This is a genomic window from Alkalibacillus almallahensis, from assembly GCF_011761495.1.
GTDB lineage: Bacteria > Bacillota > Bacilli > Bacillales > Alkalibacillaceae > Alkalibacillus > Alkalibacillus almallahensis.
Map to the genome: position 1 here is coordinate 157,519 of NZ_JAASRU010000003.1, position 17,833 is coordinate 175,351.

The following is a 17,833-nucleotide window of genomic DNA, read 5'->3' on the forward strand; positions in this document are numbered from 1 at the left end:
CTATTTCGGTAATGGTAGAATAAGGATTTTGGTAAGGAGGAATAACTTATGAACTTAATGCAAGCAAAAGACATTAAAGATGATCCAAATATGCGAGACGTCGTTTACAACGGCAAATACGTTTACGTCAAAGAAGTTAACGACGACACTCAAAAAGCAACTATTTTTTATGTGAACGAAGATGAACCGAAAGAATTTGAAGTTGACTTAACAGAGTTAACTGAAGAAGATTAATAAAAACACGAGCCTCTAGTTAAAAGAGGCTCGTGTTAATTTTTGCTGTACAATTTATTAAAATGTTATTTAAATCGATTAAACCGCTACCGCTCTATCTTTTTCTTAATTAAGTCCAGCTCTGAACAAGCTCCTGATAGTCTGCTTCAACAGTGTTTCGTATTTTGACAAATAATATAATATTCACGATGATAAGTACGACAAACCCATAAACTCCCGTCAGTCCATTAATCAACTCCGAATGACCTCCTGCAACAACCATCATACCAATAGATGTTGTACCATTCACGACACCATGAAATAAAGCAGCTGGCCAAATGGATTGAGCTTTAATTGTTACATAAGACAATAATGGCGTTAGAAGTATACAAAATACCGTCATCATCACAACACCTAACATCGGAGCACTTGGATAATTGTGCCCTGCGAAAATAATAAGTGGTGCATGCCATACTCCCCATAATAAACCAATTAAAGACGAAGCTTTCCAAAAACCTAAGTCCCCGAACTCTTTTAATAAAAAGCCTCTCCAACCAACTTCTTCACCAACACTAAATATAGCATTAATGGTGATGCCCGCTAAAAACCCTTGCACTAAAAGAATCCAAACTGATTGTTCGCTCAAGGCATCAGGAACAGAAGCATGACCTTCTATGTAACTTGTCATCTGCAAATCTAACGAGGTTCCTGGAACAATTAAAGCAACGATCACCGTGAATCCTATTAGGAATAAAGGAATCATCATTGCATACAGCCACCATTTATTAGGACGGAATGGCAATAATAATTTCTTCAGAAAAGGCTTTTTATATAAAACCTTTTCAACAATAATCACACTCACTAAAGGTAGTAGCATGTAAAAAGGTTTTGCGACACTGATTTGCGAACTTCCTTCATCAAGTATAATACCAAAAACTAATGCGCCAAGCGTAAAACTTAATCCATAAAGCCAAAGACAAAATAATAATAATTTCTTTTTTTGCATAACATTCACACCTAACTATTAAAATTTTAATTATTTAACTGAGGTGTCTGTTCTATTAGATGTTTAATTAATTGATCTGGGTTTTTACTTTCAACAACGACTTTGTCGAATTCGTGTGATTGCAAATGAAGGACAACCACACGATTTTCATCATGGAATGAAACAAAGTGCTTCTCCCCTGACGTATTAAAATGACCTCCTTTATAATGTGGCATTCTAATTCCAGTTCTTCTTATGGCTGTTAAAGGTAATCGATAGTCTGTTTTAGCTACATCTACAATTGATTCATAAGGAATAGTTAATGTTTTTCGAAATGTGAACAATGATGTCCATCCTGATATGTTTAACAACACTACATCATCTCTTAACTCAACTTGCACACCGATACAATCACCTCCCTATTTATTATTATTTCTTAGGAATAAATGCACCTCCAAAAACTCTCGTCGTTCGATCTTGAGTTAATTCATTATCAGCATATTGTTTAATCAATTCATACATCGATCGGTTCAGTTCTTCAAACTCCTTATCCGAAAGATTGAGCGGTGTTATCCAATATGAAAAACCGTCTTCTTGATAGTTATCTGGCGTTTGATTTTGCAGATACGACGTTGCCTGTTCGAATAAGAAACTCTGAAAAGATGAAAAATGAAGCACATGATTTTCTTGTGAAATATTTTCAATATCAGTCTCGTTAATCTGTAAGTAATCTTGATTCAATCCGAATAAACGCTCTTGAGTTCCTTTTACTTTTCGAGTATCGACCACTTTAATAAAATCTCCCTCGAGTAACAGATTCATGTGACGATACAATGTTGCCTGTGAAACATCACCTAATGCATATAAAATATCACCAATCGTCATCGGTGTATCTTTCTTAAGAAACAATTCTTGAAGAATCCGCATACGTACAGGATGCAACATTAAATCAGCTTTGTCCTTCATGTCACCAACTCCATTATCATTTTATAAAATGATAACAATAAGGCTAAGGAATTTCAATGTGTTTTCCGAAAATGGTTGCAAATCGACATCAATTAACTAAATGAACGCTTTTCTTGTCGAAAAATTTCCCGGGAAATATCAATCGAAAATATGATTGTCTGCTTTTAAAGTAAAGTAACCTTTATGCTTTCGAAGCAAAACATTGACAATCTTGGATGACTAACTAATAATATTGCCATACCATAAAGGAGGTTATTGTATGTGTAGCAATTGTTTAGAGCTGGTAGGAATACTTCACTCATAACTTAATGAAAAAGGAGATTCACTACCCATGGAACAATATTTTTACGAAGCATTTGAAGGCTTAACACGCTTAGCACCTGGCAGTACACAATCAACTCAAAAGGCTGCTTCATTAGTTAGCTTTAATAAGCTTAACACTCTCCAAATACTCGATATCGGTTGCGGAAAGGGTGCCCAAACGTTGGAGCTAGCTAAACAATTTCCTCATGCGCATATTACAGCAATTGATCAGCATCAACCATTTTTGGATGACTTAACGGCTAAAGCAAAGCGTCAAGGTTTAGACAATCGAATCACTACTATTAATATGTCCATGTTCGAAATGGCCTTCCAACCGGAATCATTCGATCTTATTTGGGCTGAGGGCTCAATTTATATTGCAGGTTTTCAAACAGGGTTAGAACAGTGGAAGTCTCTATTAAAACCAGGTGGCTATTTAATCTGCAGTGAGGTGTCATGGTTGCATGACAACCCGTCATCTGAAATTAGAGCATTTTGGGAAGAAGATTACCCTGACATTGATACGATTCCCAACAAAATTAATCAAATCATCGAACATCATTATGATTATCAATTTTCATTTGTTTTACCTAAAGAAGATTGGACAGAGGGTTATTACAATCCTCTTGAAGCAAACCTGAAATCATTAGAACAACAATATTCAAATGTCTCAGACGCTTTAGAAGTCGTAACTATGTTCCGCCAAGAAATCAAACTTTATCACGATTACTCGAATGATTTTAGTTATGTATTTTATGGCATGGTAAAACGTTAATTAGCAAAAAAATAGAGAGATGGCGCTGGCCATCTCTCTATTTTTAGTTTACTTATCCATATTCTCCGGAAGCTCTTCGTCACATACTTCTGCTATTTTCCAACATGTTTGATAAAATCGTTCATAATCAAGTTCATGCATTTCCTCAATATCAGTCGATTCCATAACGTATTTCGCAAACGTCCATGTGTCTCGCTTGATATGATCTTCGTTCGTAATCGCAATTCGATAAAGCGCTTGAAGCATTTCATCCATAACCGTTAAGTCTTTCTTGCCGTATAAACGAATTTGGTAGAAACTCTTATATAGATAGTCCTCGAATTTCTTCGGTTCCATCATGAAACGCAAATGCCCATCCTGATCTCCATAATAACGAATCGGCTGATGGACAGAAGCCAACTCTGATAAAAATGAGCCTATTCGATTAATACAGTTAACGGCTGTATGAGGGTCATTAATACTTGGAGAAGTCGCCTTCACAGCTATTTCTACAAGTTTTTGTACCGAAAATTCAATATCTTGGACGTCTGTGCGTTCATTACCAATTAGAGTGTAACGATTGCAATCTTTTACAGACTCGTCTGCTTCTTCTCCGTTTTTCTTCCAGTAATAAAAGGCTGGTGCCCCTTTTTGTACATAATCACCCACTTGATAAACTGAAGAGAGTAATAATTCATGTTGCTTAGCAAATTGGAGCAACCCTTCTATTTCGATTCCTTGAAGATAACCAGATTGATTCGCTCTCACAATATGACTGGTATACTGTTTCCACCCATTCACTTCATCCTCGTCCCACTCGGTTGCTTCAGTGTAACTTTTCTCACGAAATGTATTATGAATTAGTGTAGATGCATCCTCGCGAATCTGACCGATCAGATTGTTCACCTGTAAATAACGTGATGCATGGTGAATAAATAATAGAAAGAATCCAAGTGAAATAATAGCAATTAATACGGTTGAAAATGGTACGACCATTCCTTTAGGTCCATCAGATCTTAGCATTAAAAGATTAATCAGCGTATAAATAAATCCAAATGAAAATACACCTAATACATGTTGAGTTACACGACTCTTCATAAAGTCTTGTAAAGTTCGTGGTGAGAACTGAGTTGAGTAAGTCGTTAACACTACCATAATCGTAGAGAAACTAATGGTCGTCATCGTTAAGATTGCCGTAATGAGTGAGCTATAAAGACTGGAAGCTGTACTACTGCCAACCAATAGGGTCGATGAAATTTGGTCTTTAATAGTTGGAATGTATAGACTATCGATTGAGTTGGTAAAGGTCACGACTATAAGCGCTAGCAGGCTATATATGGCTGGTAAAAACCAAAAGCTATCGCGCATATTGACCCATATTCGCATTGTGTTCATGTTTAAAATCTCCTTTTGATTGGCGGACCTCTATGATATTGATCTGCAATATTTCAAGCTATGATGAATGAATGATGTATATTTGAAAAAGATCGCCATTTTTTAAGTCAATCTACGTGGTCGAAATTGATTTTGAATCACAAGTAGGATCAACCCAACTACCACAAATGACATTGGATGTAAGATGTTTGCGATTGATGTCACTGCTTCTGACACATTTCATGAGGTCGTTGTAAACGATGAAAGGTTTGCAGTTGCATGAGCCAAAATCGGCAATAAGATAACACCACCACTACCATTATATACCCAAGTAAAGATCAAAGATAAACCAACAACTGTCACAAGGTACAAAATAAACTGAATCGCTGTGTACTGAGACAAGCCATATGGTTAATAACCAACATAATTACTCAACCAACTCCAACCAAAGGCAATTAGAAAAAATGACATAAATGGATAACGATGAATAAACGACATCGCTTAATCTTCCCCTTATTCAAACTAATATGTTTCATTTTTATAAGACTCATGAAGCAGTTCATGAGTCTTATCATCTATGATTGATAACAGGAAGTCAAAAGCCTAAAGTACAAGGTATTCTGATAAGATAATTCTTGTTTCATTTTGATAAATTTTTAAGTATTATAGTATCAACACTTCATCTTACAATTTTTATTTAATCAGTTAGTTAAGCTAATAAGGAGGCACGAAAATGATTAGACCTGCTCAACAGACAGATTTATCTGCAATAACTAAGTTAATGGGTGAATTAGGTTACCCTACAAACGAGCAAGACATGGCACATCGATTAAATAAAATCAATTCTAACCCAATGTATAACACGCAAGTAGCTGAACGTCATGGCATGGTTGTGGGGATGATTGGTATGATCTTAGGTTATCATTACGAAAAGAATGACGATTATGTACGGATAGTCGCGTTAGTCGTGGATTCCCATTACCGAAAACAAGGTATTGGCCAAGAGTTAATCCAAGAAGCTGAAAAATGGGCAAAACAACAAGGTGCAGGTAGACTCGTATTAAATAGTGGCAATCGCGGGGAACGAGCTGATGCTCACCAATTTTATACGAATCTAGGTTTTGAAGGAAAAGCAACGGGTTTCTATAAACTATTATCGTCATAGGGCTATTAAAAGCCCTGCAGAAAATTCCAGGGCTTGCATGAATGAACTAAACACATTTATCTAACTGCTTCACACTCAGTAGCATCACCGTCGATAAGATTAGCACCATCCCATGCAGTTGAACGAGGCCTAAATGATTGCCCAAAAGCAGAACACCGAATAGTGAAGCTGTGACAGGCTCTAGCATCGCAACTATAAAAGCTGTTGTAGGAGCTGTCATACGAAGCTCTAGGAATAAACATGTTGTCAACGATGTAAGTTAATGTAGCAATGAGGAATGCTAACAGGCTGTAAATCGCTGGCAAAACCAAAAACTACCGCTCATATTGCCCCAGATTCGCATGTTGTTCATGTTTGGAATCTTCTTTATAATAACTTTAACAATTCAGCTGTTGCCGGTAGTGGTAATAATCACGATAGATTTCATTCTTACATATACTTATTATACCCGTTTGAATCGATGATTAACGTTTTACATTACGTTATACCTATTGATCTGTAACACAATTAGTTAATTTGAGTGCTGTTACCTGAATCGCCATCAGGTAAGTACTCAATAATGTCTCCTGGCTGACAGTTTAATGCTTTACATATATTTTCTAAAGTAGAAAATCTAATCGCCTTGGCTTTACCATTTTTTAAGATGGACAAGTTAGCCATGGTAATCCCGACTTGTTCAGACAACTCAGTCACGCTCATTTTCCTCTTAGCTAGCATAACATCAATATTTATTCTGATTGTCATATCACTCACCTCAGACTGTTAAATCATTTTCAGTTTTAATCATAATGGCTTGCGTTAGTAGCTTTTGAAGTAACGCAGCAAACACTGCAACAACAAATGCTGCAAAGGCAAAAGCCATTCCAATTAAAATCAATCCTGGAGCATCATCTATTTCCGCTAACCAATAAACAAAAGGTAATATTAATATATAAATTCCGCTAATTACAATGGCACATAATTTTATTTTATTAAGAGCTGAAACCGTCTTATCAGAAAATGCTTGATGATGGTCAATATAATTTAATAATTTCATAGCCTGAATCAAGGCGAAAATAAATGGTATGACCGAAACAAAAACCCCAATCAAAATGGGATAAAGGATATGTGCGAAATCTGGATTGACTGGATTTTGCATTAACCAGTAACCTCCTAGTATTGACACAATCAATACTGGCAAACTGATCAGAGTAACAGTCAGTTTTAAAATTAATGTAGAATGCTTTTTCATACTAAACACCTCATTTAATAAATACTATATAAAAGATTATCACTTCATTTATTGATAATCAATAAATATTATTCGAATAGAGATAAATGTTGAGGCCTTCAGTATTTAAAAAGCTTGATTTTTCTCTCTATCCATAGGTATAAGATGTTATAAATGGATCAAAAGTTCTACTTATCCATTATTATTTTAAAAAAGGCTTACCCTAACTATTAATCTGACTGCTTCACACTTAATAACATCACTGTCACTAAAATCAGCATCATACCCAGAAGTTGAATAAGTCCTAAATGATCCCCCAGGAGAAGAACACCAAATAATGAAGCCGTCACAGGTTCAAGCATTGCGACCATCGAAGCTGTTGTGGGAGCTGTCATACGAAGTCCGACTAAATAGATGATAAATGAGACACCAGCGCCAAGAACACCTAACAACAGAAACCAACCAATATCACTCGAAGTGGCGACATTTGCCGCTTCTTCAAGGTCTATAAAAAAGAATAAAACGAAACAAAATGAGAGGAAAGCAAACGTTAGAGTCATCGGTGATTTTCCAAGTGAGGCAGCATTTTTGAAACCGAAAATAAACACAGCATAGGAAATACCTGAGGCAAGCCCTGCTAACACACCGATAAGACTTACGGAAATCGCACTAGGATTGTAGGCACCTGTGAGAAGAGCGATCCCGACTAGAACTGAGGCAATACAACCCCATTTAAACCATGTGGAACGTTCTAATTTTAAGACAAAGGAAATTAATAGAACGAAAATAGGTGCGGTATACATGAGCGTCGCACCAACTGCGATACTTGAGGATTGAATACTGAGGAAATAAAATGTGAAATTACCTGCCACACCAATACCAGCTAAAAACGACCAGATAAAAAATCGGCGTGAGATAAACCATTTTCGCCTAAAATAAAACATTAACCATATAACAAAAAAGACAACCCCGATTGCCCCTCGGTAAAACGAAATGACTAATGGGCTCCACCCTTTAGACATTAATATATCGGCAATTCCGCCGGTTATACCCCAACATATAGCAGCTAGCATTACTAACCCGACACCCGCAAATCGCATCGCTACCCTCCTAATCGCAAATCGTGCTGAATCATCGCAATTATCATATTCACCTCATAACTTGGTTATGCATACGTCATCCAGCTGCCTAACCTATACCCACGATTAAAAAGGTATTAAACGAAAAAATAATGTTTTTCTGAAATTTTTATTTAGCGGCGTCGCAACAACACCAAACCAGTGACACATATGAGTAACCACGCTAACCCAATGGCTAAACCAGCAATAATATCTGTCACATAATGCACACCAACAAACACACGACTCAAGGCGACTAACAGGATCCATGTCGTAAGAAATCCATTAATTACCCACTTCCACCCTTTGCTTAGCTTGCTAATGACAATTAAATAGATCATAAAGCCATAAAACGTAATCGCTCCCGTCGAATGGCCACTAGGGAAACTAAAACCCGTCCCATCAAACTGTTCAAGCGTTTCCGGGCGCTGACGTTCAAATAATAACTTCAATCCTTTCGTCAAACCGCTAATTCCTAACATATTAATCACTAAAAAAGTCGCCACCCAGTAACTTTTGTCAGTTAACAGCACTAAATACGCAACAACCAAAATCGTCGCAACTGTAAGCCACGGAACAGATCCCGTTTCCGTAATGTAACCCATCATATCTGTTAACCAAGGCGTATTAAACGACACAATAAACTGATTAACCATCGCATCGAGCTTAAACGACTCATCCTCCCATACATCATCTGCCAGTGAAAGAAAGATGTAAAACGAGACGAACAATGCGACAAATCCAGTTAACATCAAAGCTAAAGACTTTCGCGATAGGGCTTGAAAATCAATTGAAGTGATGCGCATCTAGAGGCCTCCTTAGAACGAACATACTTACAAAATATATGCCCTGCAGAAATCGTTATGAAACACGTGATTCTAAAGCACAATACGTTCTAATAGTTCTTCAAAATAGTCCTGTCCAATTAGAATACAAAGAAGATCGCTATCATTAATTAATGATAACGATCTTCTTTTTTATTTATTTTCTTAAGATTTTTTCTTTGTAATTCTTGTCCACATTAGTGAAAAAACAATAAAAATTACAAAGCAAATTACAAATTGAACTAATGTAGTAACGAGCCAATTACTTCCTAAGTTTAACCCTTCTGTTACTTGTAAAACAGCAAAAACTAGAAAAAAGGTTAAGATAGATTTTTTATTCATGATATATGTACCACCTATTTCTTTTTATAATAGGGCCCAAACTGTCCCTTGTGCAATTTATCCAACCGATTCAGCTAGCCAATCCCAAACATATGAATTTAAATAATTAGATACAGTGTTCTGGAGAACAAAGTACTTACAAAATATATGCCCTGTAGAAATTATTACAAAAAACGTTACATTTCTTCGTTGTCCAACCCATAACTAAGCAGACTACTTCTTCAAATTTCGGCTTTCAAGAAACGCCTCAAAATCATCATTCGTTTGTTGCTCCACTCGCTATCGAACTATTCGGTTTTCCCGAATAGTTGCTGATTCAGACAATTCACCATCAGCATAAATATTTTTAATATGCTCATTAATTGTATTAACACCTTTTTGATAAAGCTCCGCAATCCCCTTCTGTGTCATCCAAACCGTTTCATCTTCTAATCTAACATCGATCTTCGTATGACCATCTTCTGTTTGGTATATAAGAATATCTGATTCATATTCCATCAGCCAACCTCTCCTTTTCGAACAGTTTTGTTATGACTATTATAGCATAATATCACACAAAACAAGAACGTACGTTCCCTCATAGATTAATAATTATATCAAGTGATTATAATTAACGATTCAGGAAATTAACTATTACCCTGTCACTATGAACAGTAAGGTCTGAAATTCCCGCATCACTATTCATAAACCCATGTTTAAATGAAGGTGTCTGTAAAAGCAATTGGATCATAATTGAAATGGTTCCACCATGCCCAACGATGCAAATTTGCGCCAACTCTTCTCTTTCAGCTTCAGCTTTTATTTTTGAGAGTATGTTCTCTATACGATATTTAAAATCGATAAGGCTTTCTCCTTCTTCTACAGACTCGTGTGCTCTCCTATCCCTTGGTAATGGATACTTAATTTTCGCTTCTTCCTTAGTCATAGCTGCTAGAACTCCATTGCTCATTTCCATTAACTCATCTAGGACAACTAATTCACTATTCATATCATGATTAATGATTTCTGCTGATTCTTTCGCACGTTTCAATGTACTCGAATAAATACGATCAAAAGAATAATTGCCTGTAGTGAATTCACTAAGCTTTTTGATCTGTTCACGTCCTCTGTTCGTTAAAGGGTAATCTGCTTGTCCTTCATGTCTAACTGGTGGTATGTCTGCTTCTGATTCCCGTGTCTGATTAAGACTAAATTAAATGACATATTATAAGCCTCTCATAAAATATATCTTTTCACTTCCATTTAAATTAAATAAAATAAATTTTATTCCATCGTTTAGCTATCATTATACGATAGGAAGGTAGAATTCTATTGACTCATCGTTTAACAGTTAGAAATAATACAAAACTTTATTAATGGTATAAAATCAAATTACAGAGGAATAGACTTTGATGGTATAATTAAATAAGTTTAAAAAGTTTAATGTCAAAAAAGTGTGACTTTCCTTATTATATAAGGGATGGTTTAATACTAAGTAGTTCCTGTATTTTGCAAGAGAAAAATACAACTAGAACCCTTTATAACATCGTATAATGATTGGAAATAAATTTTTTGTCTGTTATAAGTGGTGTAGGTGTTTTATTACTCAAAAGATTTTTCATCATCTTTTTTTTGTTGTTTTTCTTCTTCTCTATTTCTAATCACTTCGCTTATATGATTATTTTTTTCTTGTTGCTTTTCTCTCTCAAAATCATCCAAAAACTTTTCAACTCTAAGTTGAAGTTCTTTTACTTCTCTGCGCTTCTGTCTATGTTTCCGTATATTGCTATGTAAATCGTCCAAATCTTTATCAAATGATATATATAGAATAATACCAAGACGCAAGGCAGTTAAAAACATATAAATAACAATTAACATATTCAAGAGAATATACCTTAACGGGATTATTTCATCATCTGAGTAAACAACTTCTAGTCCCATTATTAAAAGTAAGTAAACAAACGAAGCAATAAAGGCATTCCTAATAAAAATTATCAACCTTTTAAAAGTTTTCTCATTTAAAAAGGCAAATACAGAATCCACTTTTATACTCCCTAATAAAGTGAACACAGTCACATATATACCAATGAAGATAGCTGCAATAGTTAGTAATGAACTTTCCATATTTTCAACAGCCGATCTAACATCATTTTGTAAAAACATTTCAGCTTTTTCGCTATGAAGCTTAATATCAAAAACATATAAATAATGATTTATAAAAAAGAAGGCAAAAAGTAATGAAATAAGATAGATAATAGATCTATTTTCAAACCAATAAAAAACCTTATCTTTAGTGATTTTAATTTTTCTCATTATGATGCCACCTTCTTAAAATCAATTTGGATGTTGATCTATATGGTTAATAATTAGTTCAGGTAACTCATCTGGTTCATAAGTATATTCGTTATAAGTATTCTCGCCAACTCTTCCTTCCTGATAAAATTCTATTTCTAAGAAGTCTGTAATGTTCTCCCATCCTGAACCTTCAACATCTCTTATTATTTTAAGAACTCCTACATCCTTCACATCCACTTCTTCTACACTTCCAGTCATTGGACTTGTATACTTCACCTTAACAGACTCGAAGATATCTCCATCTAGATCGAGACCTCTTAATAAATTCACAAGTTGTACTGGGTCAATTACATCTTTTTTCTTTCTTCCGTTGCCAAAACCTACATAAGCAACGTTAGCTCCAAAACTATTATGGGTTTCTATAGTGTTACTTAATACATCACCTATAACACTCTCATTAGAATCTTCTAAATAAAGATTTCTTGTTCTACTCGTTAAGTCAATTCTAAAGTCAACTCTCTTGATATCATTTGAATTTTGTATATCTTGGAAGCCCAGGTTAGATTCTATGGGCTCTAAATAAACTGCCCAATTATCATCTTCATTATTAGGAAGGAATGAAGATAGGTAATTTTGAAGTGCATTTGGTCTAGCACCATGATGGTTATACTCCACAATTAATAGCCTGCTATTCCTCCTATAAAAGACAGATGTGATTTCTACAACATCATCATCTATTTCATCTATACGATCAGTTCCAACTGTACTCAAAAAAGGTTTATTATCACGGAATTTTCCAAAGACTAATTTTCTATCATTGGAATCATTGTTGTTAGTGTTAGGATCCTTCATGTTCATAAGACATATGTATCCTTGCTTAACATTCTTCAACCGCTGTGCTGGGTCCCTAACAATTATGTCATCTAACATCTCACTTAAATGAATATTGGTAATATCATCATTATGTGTAATAAAGCAATTGTAGTAATAAAATGTTTTTTCCATCAAATAGTCCTCCTAGAGAAAGAATATCTTTAAAACAATCATACAGAATAATCAAATATTACTCAAACTTTTACAAAAATTTAATGATATTACATCCTAATACCATATTCATAGATTAAATTAGATTTTTTGTAAAACCCTTGTAGCTGATGACATGGATTTAATCTGTTTTGTTATTAAAATGTTTCCCCCCCTATCGGATATAACTAGCCTCTTTTTTAATTCATTTCGACAGATCAACCTGGTTCCTTTCTAATATCTACTAAACCTTTGGTCGAATGTCGCTTTTCAAAAAAGGATTATAACTATTTTGAAGCACTGACAAATGGAATATGGCTTTTACAAGGGGGGATATACATAAATAGAATACTTAACACTACATTTTAAGTTTTCGATATAAACTGTCTATTGCTAGATATTTATATAAAGTGTTATAACACGTTTCATGCACGATTATTTCTTTTTCCAATAAAGCCACTTTTTCATTCCCACCAATTTTTTCAAGGCACCAGGAACAATCTGTTCCATGATAAACATTTTCCTTAACCATGTGTAACAACTCCTTTGTTAGTTAAAACTATAATTTTGTGAATGTTTAAAGCATTTGAATACATCATCTTAACAGCAATTTAATTTTTTACTGGATTAAAATGTTGTGTATGAAATGTTATTATTACTCTTCTGTTTATCCAAACGAATTAACACCATATTTATTTAAGTCCATTTCTCCTTTCAGTTTGAATACACAGCATCAATCACAATTTTAATTATAATTATATTAATTAAAATGACAAATTAAGTTTTTATTCAAACAGACACTTATTTTGTTCTTTTTCACTCAAAAACAGTAGTTTACTTTAAACTTAGCCTAATTTTCTAGATGAACAAAACATTTTTATCACTATATTAGATGACCTTGTATAAGCTAATATCATATAAGTTTGGGAATGAATTAGAAGTGATAACCTTAAAACAACATATCATTTAATTGTAATTGAAGTATGAAATTGAAATGGATATTACTAGAGCTGTTAATAAGGACAAGGAATACAGTGGAAAAATATTCAAGAATTTCAAACTGGTAAATACAGGGATCTCGTAAATTACCCATGACGGTTTTCTTTCTAAAACCACCGTCTTTCAAAGTGTACTGCTTAACTGTTTAATCATATTTACGGAAATTGCCTAATTCTAGTTTACAGTAAAACCAAAATTGCTTATTATATCAAAAAATAGAAAAATAAGTTTTTTACTATGCCTCAATAGATTAACTCATTAAGAAAACTATTGGATAGATTAACACCTATTACTTTTTATTCTTTACGTTTCTTTAATAAAAACTAGCTACTTATCTATAACATGTTACCTGCTATATGAAATTAATGACTTCAAAAACAATGAATAGTAGTTATTAATACCTAAATTTACACTTTCAAACACTTATTATCATTTTCGCAGTACTGAAATAATAAAAAGCGTTTCATTATACACTAGCTTTAAGAACTAACATTATAATAAAACGCTTCTATTATCGGTATTTTTTAGAACATTTAATACATATAGATTAAGTTATATATGAAAAACAACTTTTTGTTTTCATTGAATAATTTAATCTACAACCTTATTTACAACTCAACATAAGTTTTATTTAAAAAGTGTTGATTTTGGTACCTTTTTTCTAAGTATTCCAGTACGTACGAATTGGAAATTGAATTTGATAGTGATCTAGCCTCCGTGACCTTGGATATAAAACCCTTGTCACTATCTTTTAAGTCATTGTCATACATAACAGACCCATCCTTGCAAATCGCAAGAATACCCTGATCGTACATTGAGTGATGATTCTCACATAACCAAATACCATTATTCCCATCTGTAGCACACTCTAATTTCTCATCAAAAGTTAAAGAGGTGTTTTTGATATCTGCAACTGGCCATATGTGAGCTCCTTCAATTAGTTGTGGAATCTCACAATCGCACAAGGCGCATTTTTTGGGTCCTAGTCTATCAAGTAAATTGTAAATAAATTTAGGGGACCTCAAACTATTATTTTGTTCAAACTCTCTTCTTTCCATAGTGATATCGGTAGTGATAATTTTTATATTCTGCAATTTTTTCAAAGCTTCAGTATCAGGTCTAGGTAAAGATCTTAAACCTTGTTCACTCACTTCGAATAAATATACATACTCTGATAAAATTGATGCAGCCATGGTTATTAGTACAGATTCTTTTTTGTTTGCTCCATATGTTTTTGCATAAATCTCTGTAGTTCCTTCTTGTTCTTGTATCAAGTAAGTAGAATTATTAGATCTGTTAGTATTCCTAACTTGTTCTTTTACGGCTATTAAGTCGTCAATAGAATTGAAATTATTGATCTTTGTATTTAAAATTTTCTCTGGGTTTAAAAATCTAACTCCAGCTGTAGCCATAACCCGGTACAAAAAAGTGTAGTACTTCGTTTCTACATTACCTGTTAGATCCAGAAAGTAAAAGTGAATCTCTTTATTCATACTACTTTCTTTGAAAAAAGATACTAAGGCTGTTGTAATACTTTGAAAAAAATAGTTACGTCCACTAATCTGTCCAGTCTCTGAAAAAGAAATAAAATGTTTAGCACCATTATAGTGCAGAGTTGCTAACCTTCCTTTATTATACCCCTCATTATCAAACTCTAAGGTATAATCAAATACACCTGTTATTTTTTGACACACATCTTGTAGAACATTTTCGGTAAGAATATCTTCATACTTGTAGCCCCCTTTCTGGGAATTGTTTTTCACTACGAAGTGGGGCTTTTGAGAATAGCTCATAATTTAATATAACAACCTCTTTTCTTTTCCGGCCTGGTATAGGTTTTAATTCTATAATTTTATAATTATTCTTTTCTATCCAAGATTTCATATAATCATTAATTTCACCTTTATGTTCAAGAACGTAAGAAATCATGAATTTTGTCCCTTTACTGTTGATTCTATCTGCGAAATTCATAAGTTCTTGTTCTTGTTGTACATCCCATCCATTAAAACCTCTTTTTCCATCATTATAAGCACCAGTTGTAAAAAGGTATGGAGGGTCCATATAGACAAATGAATATTTATCAATTTCACTTTCTAATTCTTTATAATCCTTATAATAAAACTCGTAATGGCTATCTTTTAAAACTCTAGAGAAGCTCACCATTTTTTCGAGTACTTTATCATTAAACCACCTCATACCTACCGGATTATTAAATTCATATTTACTATTAAACCTTATTTGTTGTTGAAAACCATATAGAATGATTGTAAATAAAAGACGAGGATCGCGTTTTTTAAACGGGAGTTCATTATAATAATTTCTAGCTTTTATATAACTTTCAGAGTTGGCTATTTCTAGACCGAATTTCTTTTCTATTCTTTTTATATACATTAAATAATCATAAGTATCATACTTTTTAAAAGATTCAACTAAATCTTTTATTATCCAATTAGTATCATTGTATATGACTTTATCATGTTTCATATTTACACCTACGTTAAAACCACCTCCAAATAAATCAAAAAATTTATCAGATTCATCTGGAATTAATTTTTTAATTTCATCTATTAATCTATATTTACTACCAGTATAATTTAACGGTGACTCATAAGTAACATCTGATAAATCTTTCTTTTCAATAAAGTATAGATATTCAAAGTGTTCATTTTTCTTTTTTGTTTTCCAGTTACTATACTTTTTATAAGATATTTCTTTACATTGATAAGTCTCTTTTTTTCCATACCTCTTTAAACTGGCCTCAATAAATTGTTTTGATAAAAATCCATCATTATTATAGCTAAGAAGTATATACTTAGCCTTAGTTTTAGCTAATATTTTATCTAATAATATATGCGACTTGTAGTTCTTTGACCAATCTGACCTCATTGGGGCTGTTTTTCTTGACCCAGTAACAGGACTTATTGTTGGGTTATCGTATAATACCAAAGTTTCTAATAAATGATATTGGGTTCCGTATTGGTTTTGAGTATAAGGAGGGTCAAGATATAATACGTCACATTCAACGTCTTCAATAATATCCTCTACTTTTGAATTAAAAAATTCATACTCCATCTTTACATCTTTATTAAACGAATCAATCTTAATAAACTCAATATCTTTTACAGCCCTAGGATCCCACTTCTTCAGAAACGCACCATAAACCCCAGCTGTATTAGCTACTGTAGAAATAGATTCAATTAAACAAGCTAATAAATAACAATACTCATTATAATCTATTAGTTTTTCATTGTACCAATCTTCAATAGTTATTCTAAAATAGTCTATTCTGCCAGCATTTTTTTCATTAAAATACATTCTTTCAGATGCTGCTGGTGAATAATTTTTATAGAAAAAACCTTCCACAATATTTTCGTTGCTATTTAAAAATTCAAACGGATCAAATCCCAGGTTTTTGAAATTCACTTTATTCTCCATTATCCTTCCTCTAGTGTAAGTGGAACACCAAGAAAGTAGATCATTAGCTTTAAGGTTAAAGGCATCTTTGAGATAATCTGACACTGAACCCGTACCTGAAAAAGCATCAAAAAAAGTATATCCTTTATCTATCAGGCCTTCATTTTCCAAGATCTCATAAATTTCAGTAACTATTGATTCTTTATTTCCAATAAATCGCATTCAATTGCACCTTCCTTGTTGTAAATAACTACTTGTGAGTAAATACATTATTTAAATTGCTTTAATCTAACCATCTCTTAAGTACACTTGAATAAGAAGCGAAATTTAAATAAGTATATTTACAAAAGAAACGATAGATAATAAAAGTTTAGCATAACAAACTTAGTTTTTCTCATTAATAAATTATGTAGATATGTAATAAACTTTCAAGTGTTCAATTATGTTAACTTAATAAATTTTAACACGAGGTTATAGTCCGATAAAACGCACTAATCCGAAATTAACATACATACTATCATGCATAATTGGTTATATTTACACACACAGAATAGTACAAGATAGTTTAGGCTCAATATTTGAGCAACATAAAATGCTATTGAAATGGTAATAGAATGGCCCTATTATAAGAAACATTGAACCCCCATGCGTTGTATTTTATCGATATCGAAAAATCTTAATGTATCGAAATTTAGAGCAGTTCTAATTTCGATGAAAGAGACATCAATACTTAAAATCAAGCCCTTTCAAACAGTTATGAACCGCACGAAAAATGCACAATTTAATTCTATTTTATTGATTAATTTCTGAAATAAGCTTAATTAATAACCAACCTATAGTCTGTTTTTTCAAAGCTTTGGTTTATTAAT

18 protein-coding genes are annotated in these 17,833 nt (G+C 33.2%); 3 read left to right on the forward strand and 15 right to left on the reverse strand.

Annotated elements, in window-relative coordinates:
* The first annotated feature begins 48 nt into the window (after positions 1–48).
* Complete coding sequence (locus FHR85_RS04255; RefSeq protein ID WP_167261431.1) at positions 49–234, forward strand: small, acid-soluble spore protein, H family; 186 nt, start codon at positions 49–51, stop codon at positions 232–234.
* Between the two features lie 109 nt (positions 235–343).
* Here FHR85_RS04255 and FHR85_RS04260 read toward each other — a convergent pair whose 3' ends face one another.
* From FHR85_RS04260 to FHR85_RS04270, 3 genes are read right to left on the reverse strand one after another with little or no spacing between them, the layout of a single operon-like run.
* Positions 344–1,219: a CPBP family intramembrane glutamic endopeptidase gene (locus FHR85_RS04260; RefSeq protein ID WP_167261433.1), complete on the reverse strand. Its 876-nt coding sequence runs from the start codon at positions 1,217–1,219 to the stop codon at positions 344–346.
* 26 nt (positions 1,220–1,245) lie between these two features.
* Positions 1,246–1,599, reverse strand: coding sequence for a hypothetical protein (locus FHR85_RS04265; protein WP_167261435.1), 354 nt, complete (start codon positions 1,597–1,599; stop codon positions 1,246–1,248).
* A 28-nt stretch (positions 1,600–1,627) separates the two neighbouring features.
* On the reverse strand, positions 1,628–2,164 hold the full coding sequence (locus FHR85_RS04270; RefSeq protein WP_167261437.1) for a helix-turn-helix domain-containing protein: 537 nt from the start codon (positions 2,162–2,164) through the stop codon (positions 1,628–1,630).
* A 331-nt stretch (positions 2,165–2,495) separates the two neighbouring features.
* Here FHR85_RS04270 and FHR85_RS04275 point away from each other — a divergent pair, with 331 nt between their 5' ends.
* Positions 2,496–3,242, forward strand: a complete 747-nt coding sequence (locus FHR85_RS04275; RefSeq protein ID WP_167261439.1) for a class I SAM-dependent methyltransferase — start codon at positions 2,496–2,498, stop codon at positions 3,240–3,242.
* 48 nt (positions 3,243–3,290) lie between these two features.
* Here FHR85_RS04275 and FHR85_RS04280 read toward each other — a convergent pair whose 3' ends face one another.
* The gene (locus FHR85_RS04280) at positions 3,291–4,616 is read right to left on the reverse strand and encodes a DUF2254 domain-containing protein (protein WP_167261441.1); all 1,326 of its coding nucleotides are present in this window, start codon (positions 4,614–4,616) and stop codon (positions 3,291–3,293) included.
* 712 nt (positions 4,617–5,328) lie between these two features.
* Here FHR85_RS04280 and FHR85_RS04285 point away from each other — a divergent pair.
* Positions 5,329–5,760 (forward strand): GNAT family N-acetyltransferase, encoded by a 432-nt coding sequence (locus FHR85_RS04285; protein WP_243864149.1) that lies wholly within the window; start codon positions 5,329–5,331, stop codon positions 5,758–5,760.
* A gap of 46 nt (positions 5,761–5,806) precedes the next feature.
* On the opposite strand, the gene FHR85_RS04290 is transcribed toward FHR85_RS04285, so the two are convergent.
* The 11 genes from FHR85_RS04290 to FHR85_RS04340 form a co-directional block, all read right to left on the reverse strand.
* Positions 5,807–6,010: an EamA family transporter gene (locus tag FHR85_RS04290; RefSeq protein ID WP_279588346.1), complete on the reverse strand. Its 204-nt coding sequence runs from the start codon at positions 6,008–6,010 to the stop codon at positions 5,807–5,809.
* Between the two features lie 257 nt (positions 6,011–6,267).
* Positions 6,268–6,504 (reverse strand): helix-turn-helix domain-containing protein, encoded by a 237-nt coding sequence (locus FHR85_RS04295; protein WP_167261445.1) that lies wholly within the window; start codon positions 6,502–6,504, stop codon positions 6,268–6,270.
* Between the two features lie 10 nt (positions 6,505–6,514).
* On the reverse strand, positions 6,515–6,991 hold the full coding sequence (locus FHR85_RS04300) for a DUF2975 domain-containing protein (RefSeq protein WP_167261447.1): 477 nt from the start codon (positions 6,989–6,991) through the stop codon (positions 6,515–6,517).
* Positions 6,992–7,200: 209 nt separating this feature from the next.
* Positions 7,201–8,070, reverse strand: a complete 870-nt coding sequence (locus tag FHR85_RS04305) for a DMT family transporter (protein WP_167261449.1) — start codon at positions 8,068–8,070, stop codon at positions 7,201–7,203.
* Positions 8,071–8,222: 152 nt separating this feature from the next.
* Positions 8,223–8,894, reverse strand: a complete 672-nt coding sequence (locus FHR85_RS04310; RefSeq protein WP_167261451.1) for a phosphatase PAP2 family protein — start codon at positions 8,892–8,894, stop codon at positions 8,223–8,225.
* Between the two features lie 639 nt (positions 8,895–9,533).
* Positions 9,534–9,752 (reverse strand): virulence RhuM family protein, encoded by a 219-nt coding sequence (locus FHR85_RS04315; protein ID WP_243864150.1) that lies wholly within the window; start codon positions 9,750–9,752, stop codon positions 9,534–9,536.
* A gap of 112 nt (positions 9,753–9,864) precedes the next feature.
* Positions 9,865–10,410 carry a histidine phosphatase family protein gene (locus tag FHR85_RS04320; RefSeq protein WP_167261552.1) on the reverse strand — a complete coding sequence of 182 codons (546 nt, stop codon included), beginning with the start codon at positions 10,408–10,410 and terminating at the stop codon, positions 9,865–9,867.
* A 425-nt stretch (positions 10,411–10,835) separates the two neighbouring features.
* Positions 10,836–11,546, reverse strand: a complete 711-nt coding sequence (locus tag FHR85_RS04325) for a hypothetical protein (protein ID WP_167261453.1) — start codon at positions 11,544–11,546, stop codon at positions 10,836–10,838.
* Positions 11,547–11,567: 21 nt separating this feature from the next.
* Positions 11,568–12,533 (reverse strand): DUF6731 family protein, encoded by a 966-nt coding sequence (locus tag FHR85_RS04330; protein ID WP_167261455.1) that lies wholly within the window; start codon positions 12,531–12,533, stop codon positions 11,568–11,570.
* Positions 12,534–14,158: 1,625 nt separating this feature from the next.
* Positions 14,159–15,343: an HNH endonuclease signature motif containing protein gene (locus FHR85_RS04335; RefSeq protein WP_167261456.1), complete on the reverse strand. Its 1,185-nt coding sequence runs from the start codon at positions 15,341–15,343 to the stop codon at positions 14,159–14,161.
* Positions 15,276–17,186, reverse strand: a complete 1,911-nt coding sequence (locus FHR85_RS04340) for a DNA adenine methylase (protein ID WP_167261457.1) — start codon at positions 17,184–17,186, stop codon at positions 15,276–15,278. Before FHR85_RS04340 ends, FHR85_RS04335 begins: the two co-directional genes overlap by 68 nt.
* Positions 17,187–17,833: the final 647 nt, after the last annotated feature.

Coding starts and splice junctions, on each gene's coding strand:
- FHR85_RS04255 (WP_167261431.1), top strand. CDS start 49: ATGAACTTAATGCAAGCAAAAGACATTAAAGATGATCCAAATATGCGA.
- FHR85_RS04260 (WP_167261433.1), bottom strand. CDS start 1,219: ATGCAAAAAAAGAAATTATTATTATTTTGTCTTTGGCTTTATGGATTA.
- FHR85_RS04270 (WP_167261437.1), bottom strand. CDS start 2,164: ATGAAGGACAAAGCTGATTTAATGTTGCATCCTGTACGTATGCGGATT.
- FHR85_RS04275 (WP_167261439.1), top strand. CDS start 2,496: ATGGAACAATATTTTTACGAAGCATTTGAAGGCTTAACACGCTTAGCA.
- FHR85_RS04280 (WP_167261441.1), bottom strand. CDS start 4,616: ATGAACACAATGCGAATATGGGTCAATATGCGCGATAGCTTTTGGTTT.
- FHR85_RS04285 (WP_243864149.1), top strand. CDS start 5,329: ATGATTAGACCTGCTCAACAGACAGATTTATCTGCAATAACTAAGTTA.
- FHR85_RS04295 (WP_167261445.1), bottom strand. CDS start 6,504: ATGACAATCAGAATAAATATTGATGTTATGCTAGCTAAGAGGAAAATG.
- FHR85_RS04300 (WP_167261447.1), bottom strand. CDS start 6,991: ATGAAAAAGCATTCTACATTAATTTTAAAACTGACTGTTACTCTGATC.
- FHR85_RS04305 (WP_167261449.1), bottom strand. CDS start 8,070: ATGCGATTTGCGGGTGTCGGGTTAGTAATGCTAGCTGCTATATGTTGG.
- FHR85_RS04310 (WP_167261451.1), bottom strand. CDS start 8,894: ATGCGCATCACTTCAATTGATTTTCAAGCCCTATCGCGAAAGTCTTTA.
- FHR85_RS04315 (WP_243864150.1), bottom strand. CDS start 9,752: ATGGAATATGAATCAGATATTCTTATATACCAAACAGAAGATGGTCAT.
- FHR85_RS04325 (WP_167261453.1), bottom strand. CDS start 11,546: ATGAGAAAAATTAAAATCACTAAAGATAAGGTTTTTTATTGGTTTGAA.
- FHR85_RS04330 (WP_167261455.1), bottom strand. CDS start 12,533: ATGGAAAAAACATTTTATTACTACAATTGCTTTATTACACATAATGAT.
- FHR85_RS04335 (WP_167261456.1), bottom strand. CDS start 15,343: ATGAGCTATTCTCAAAAGCCCCACTTCGTAGTGAAAAACAATTCCCAG.
- FHR85_RS04340 (WP_167261457.1), bottom strand. CDS start 17,186: ATGCGATTTATTGGAAATAAAGAATCAATAGTTACTGAAATTTATGAG.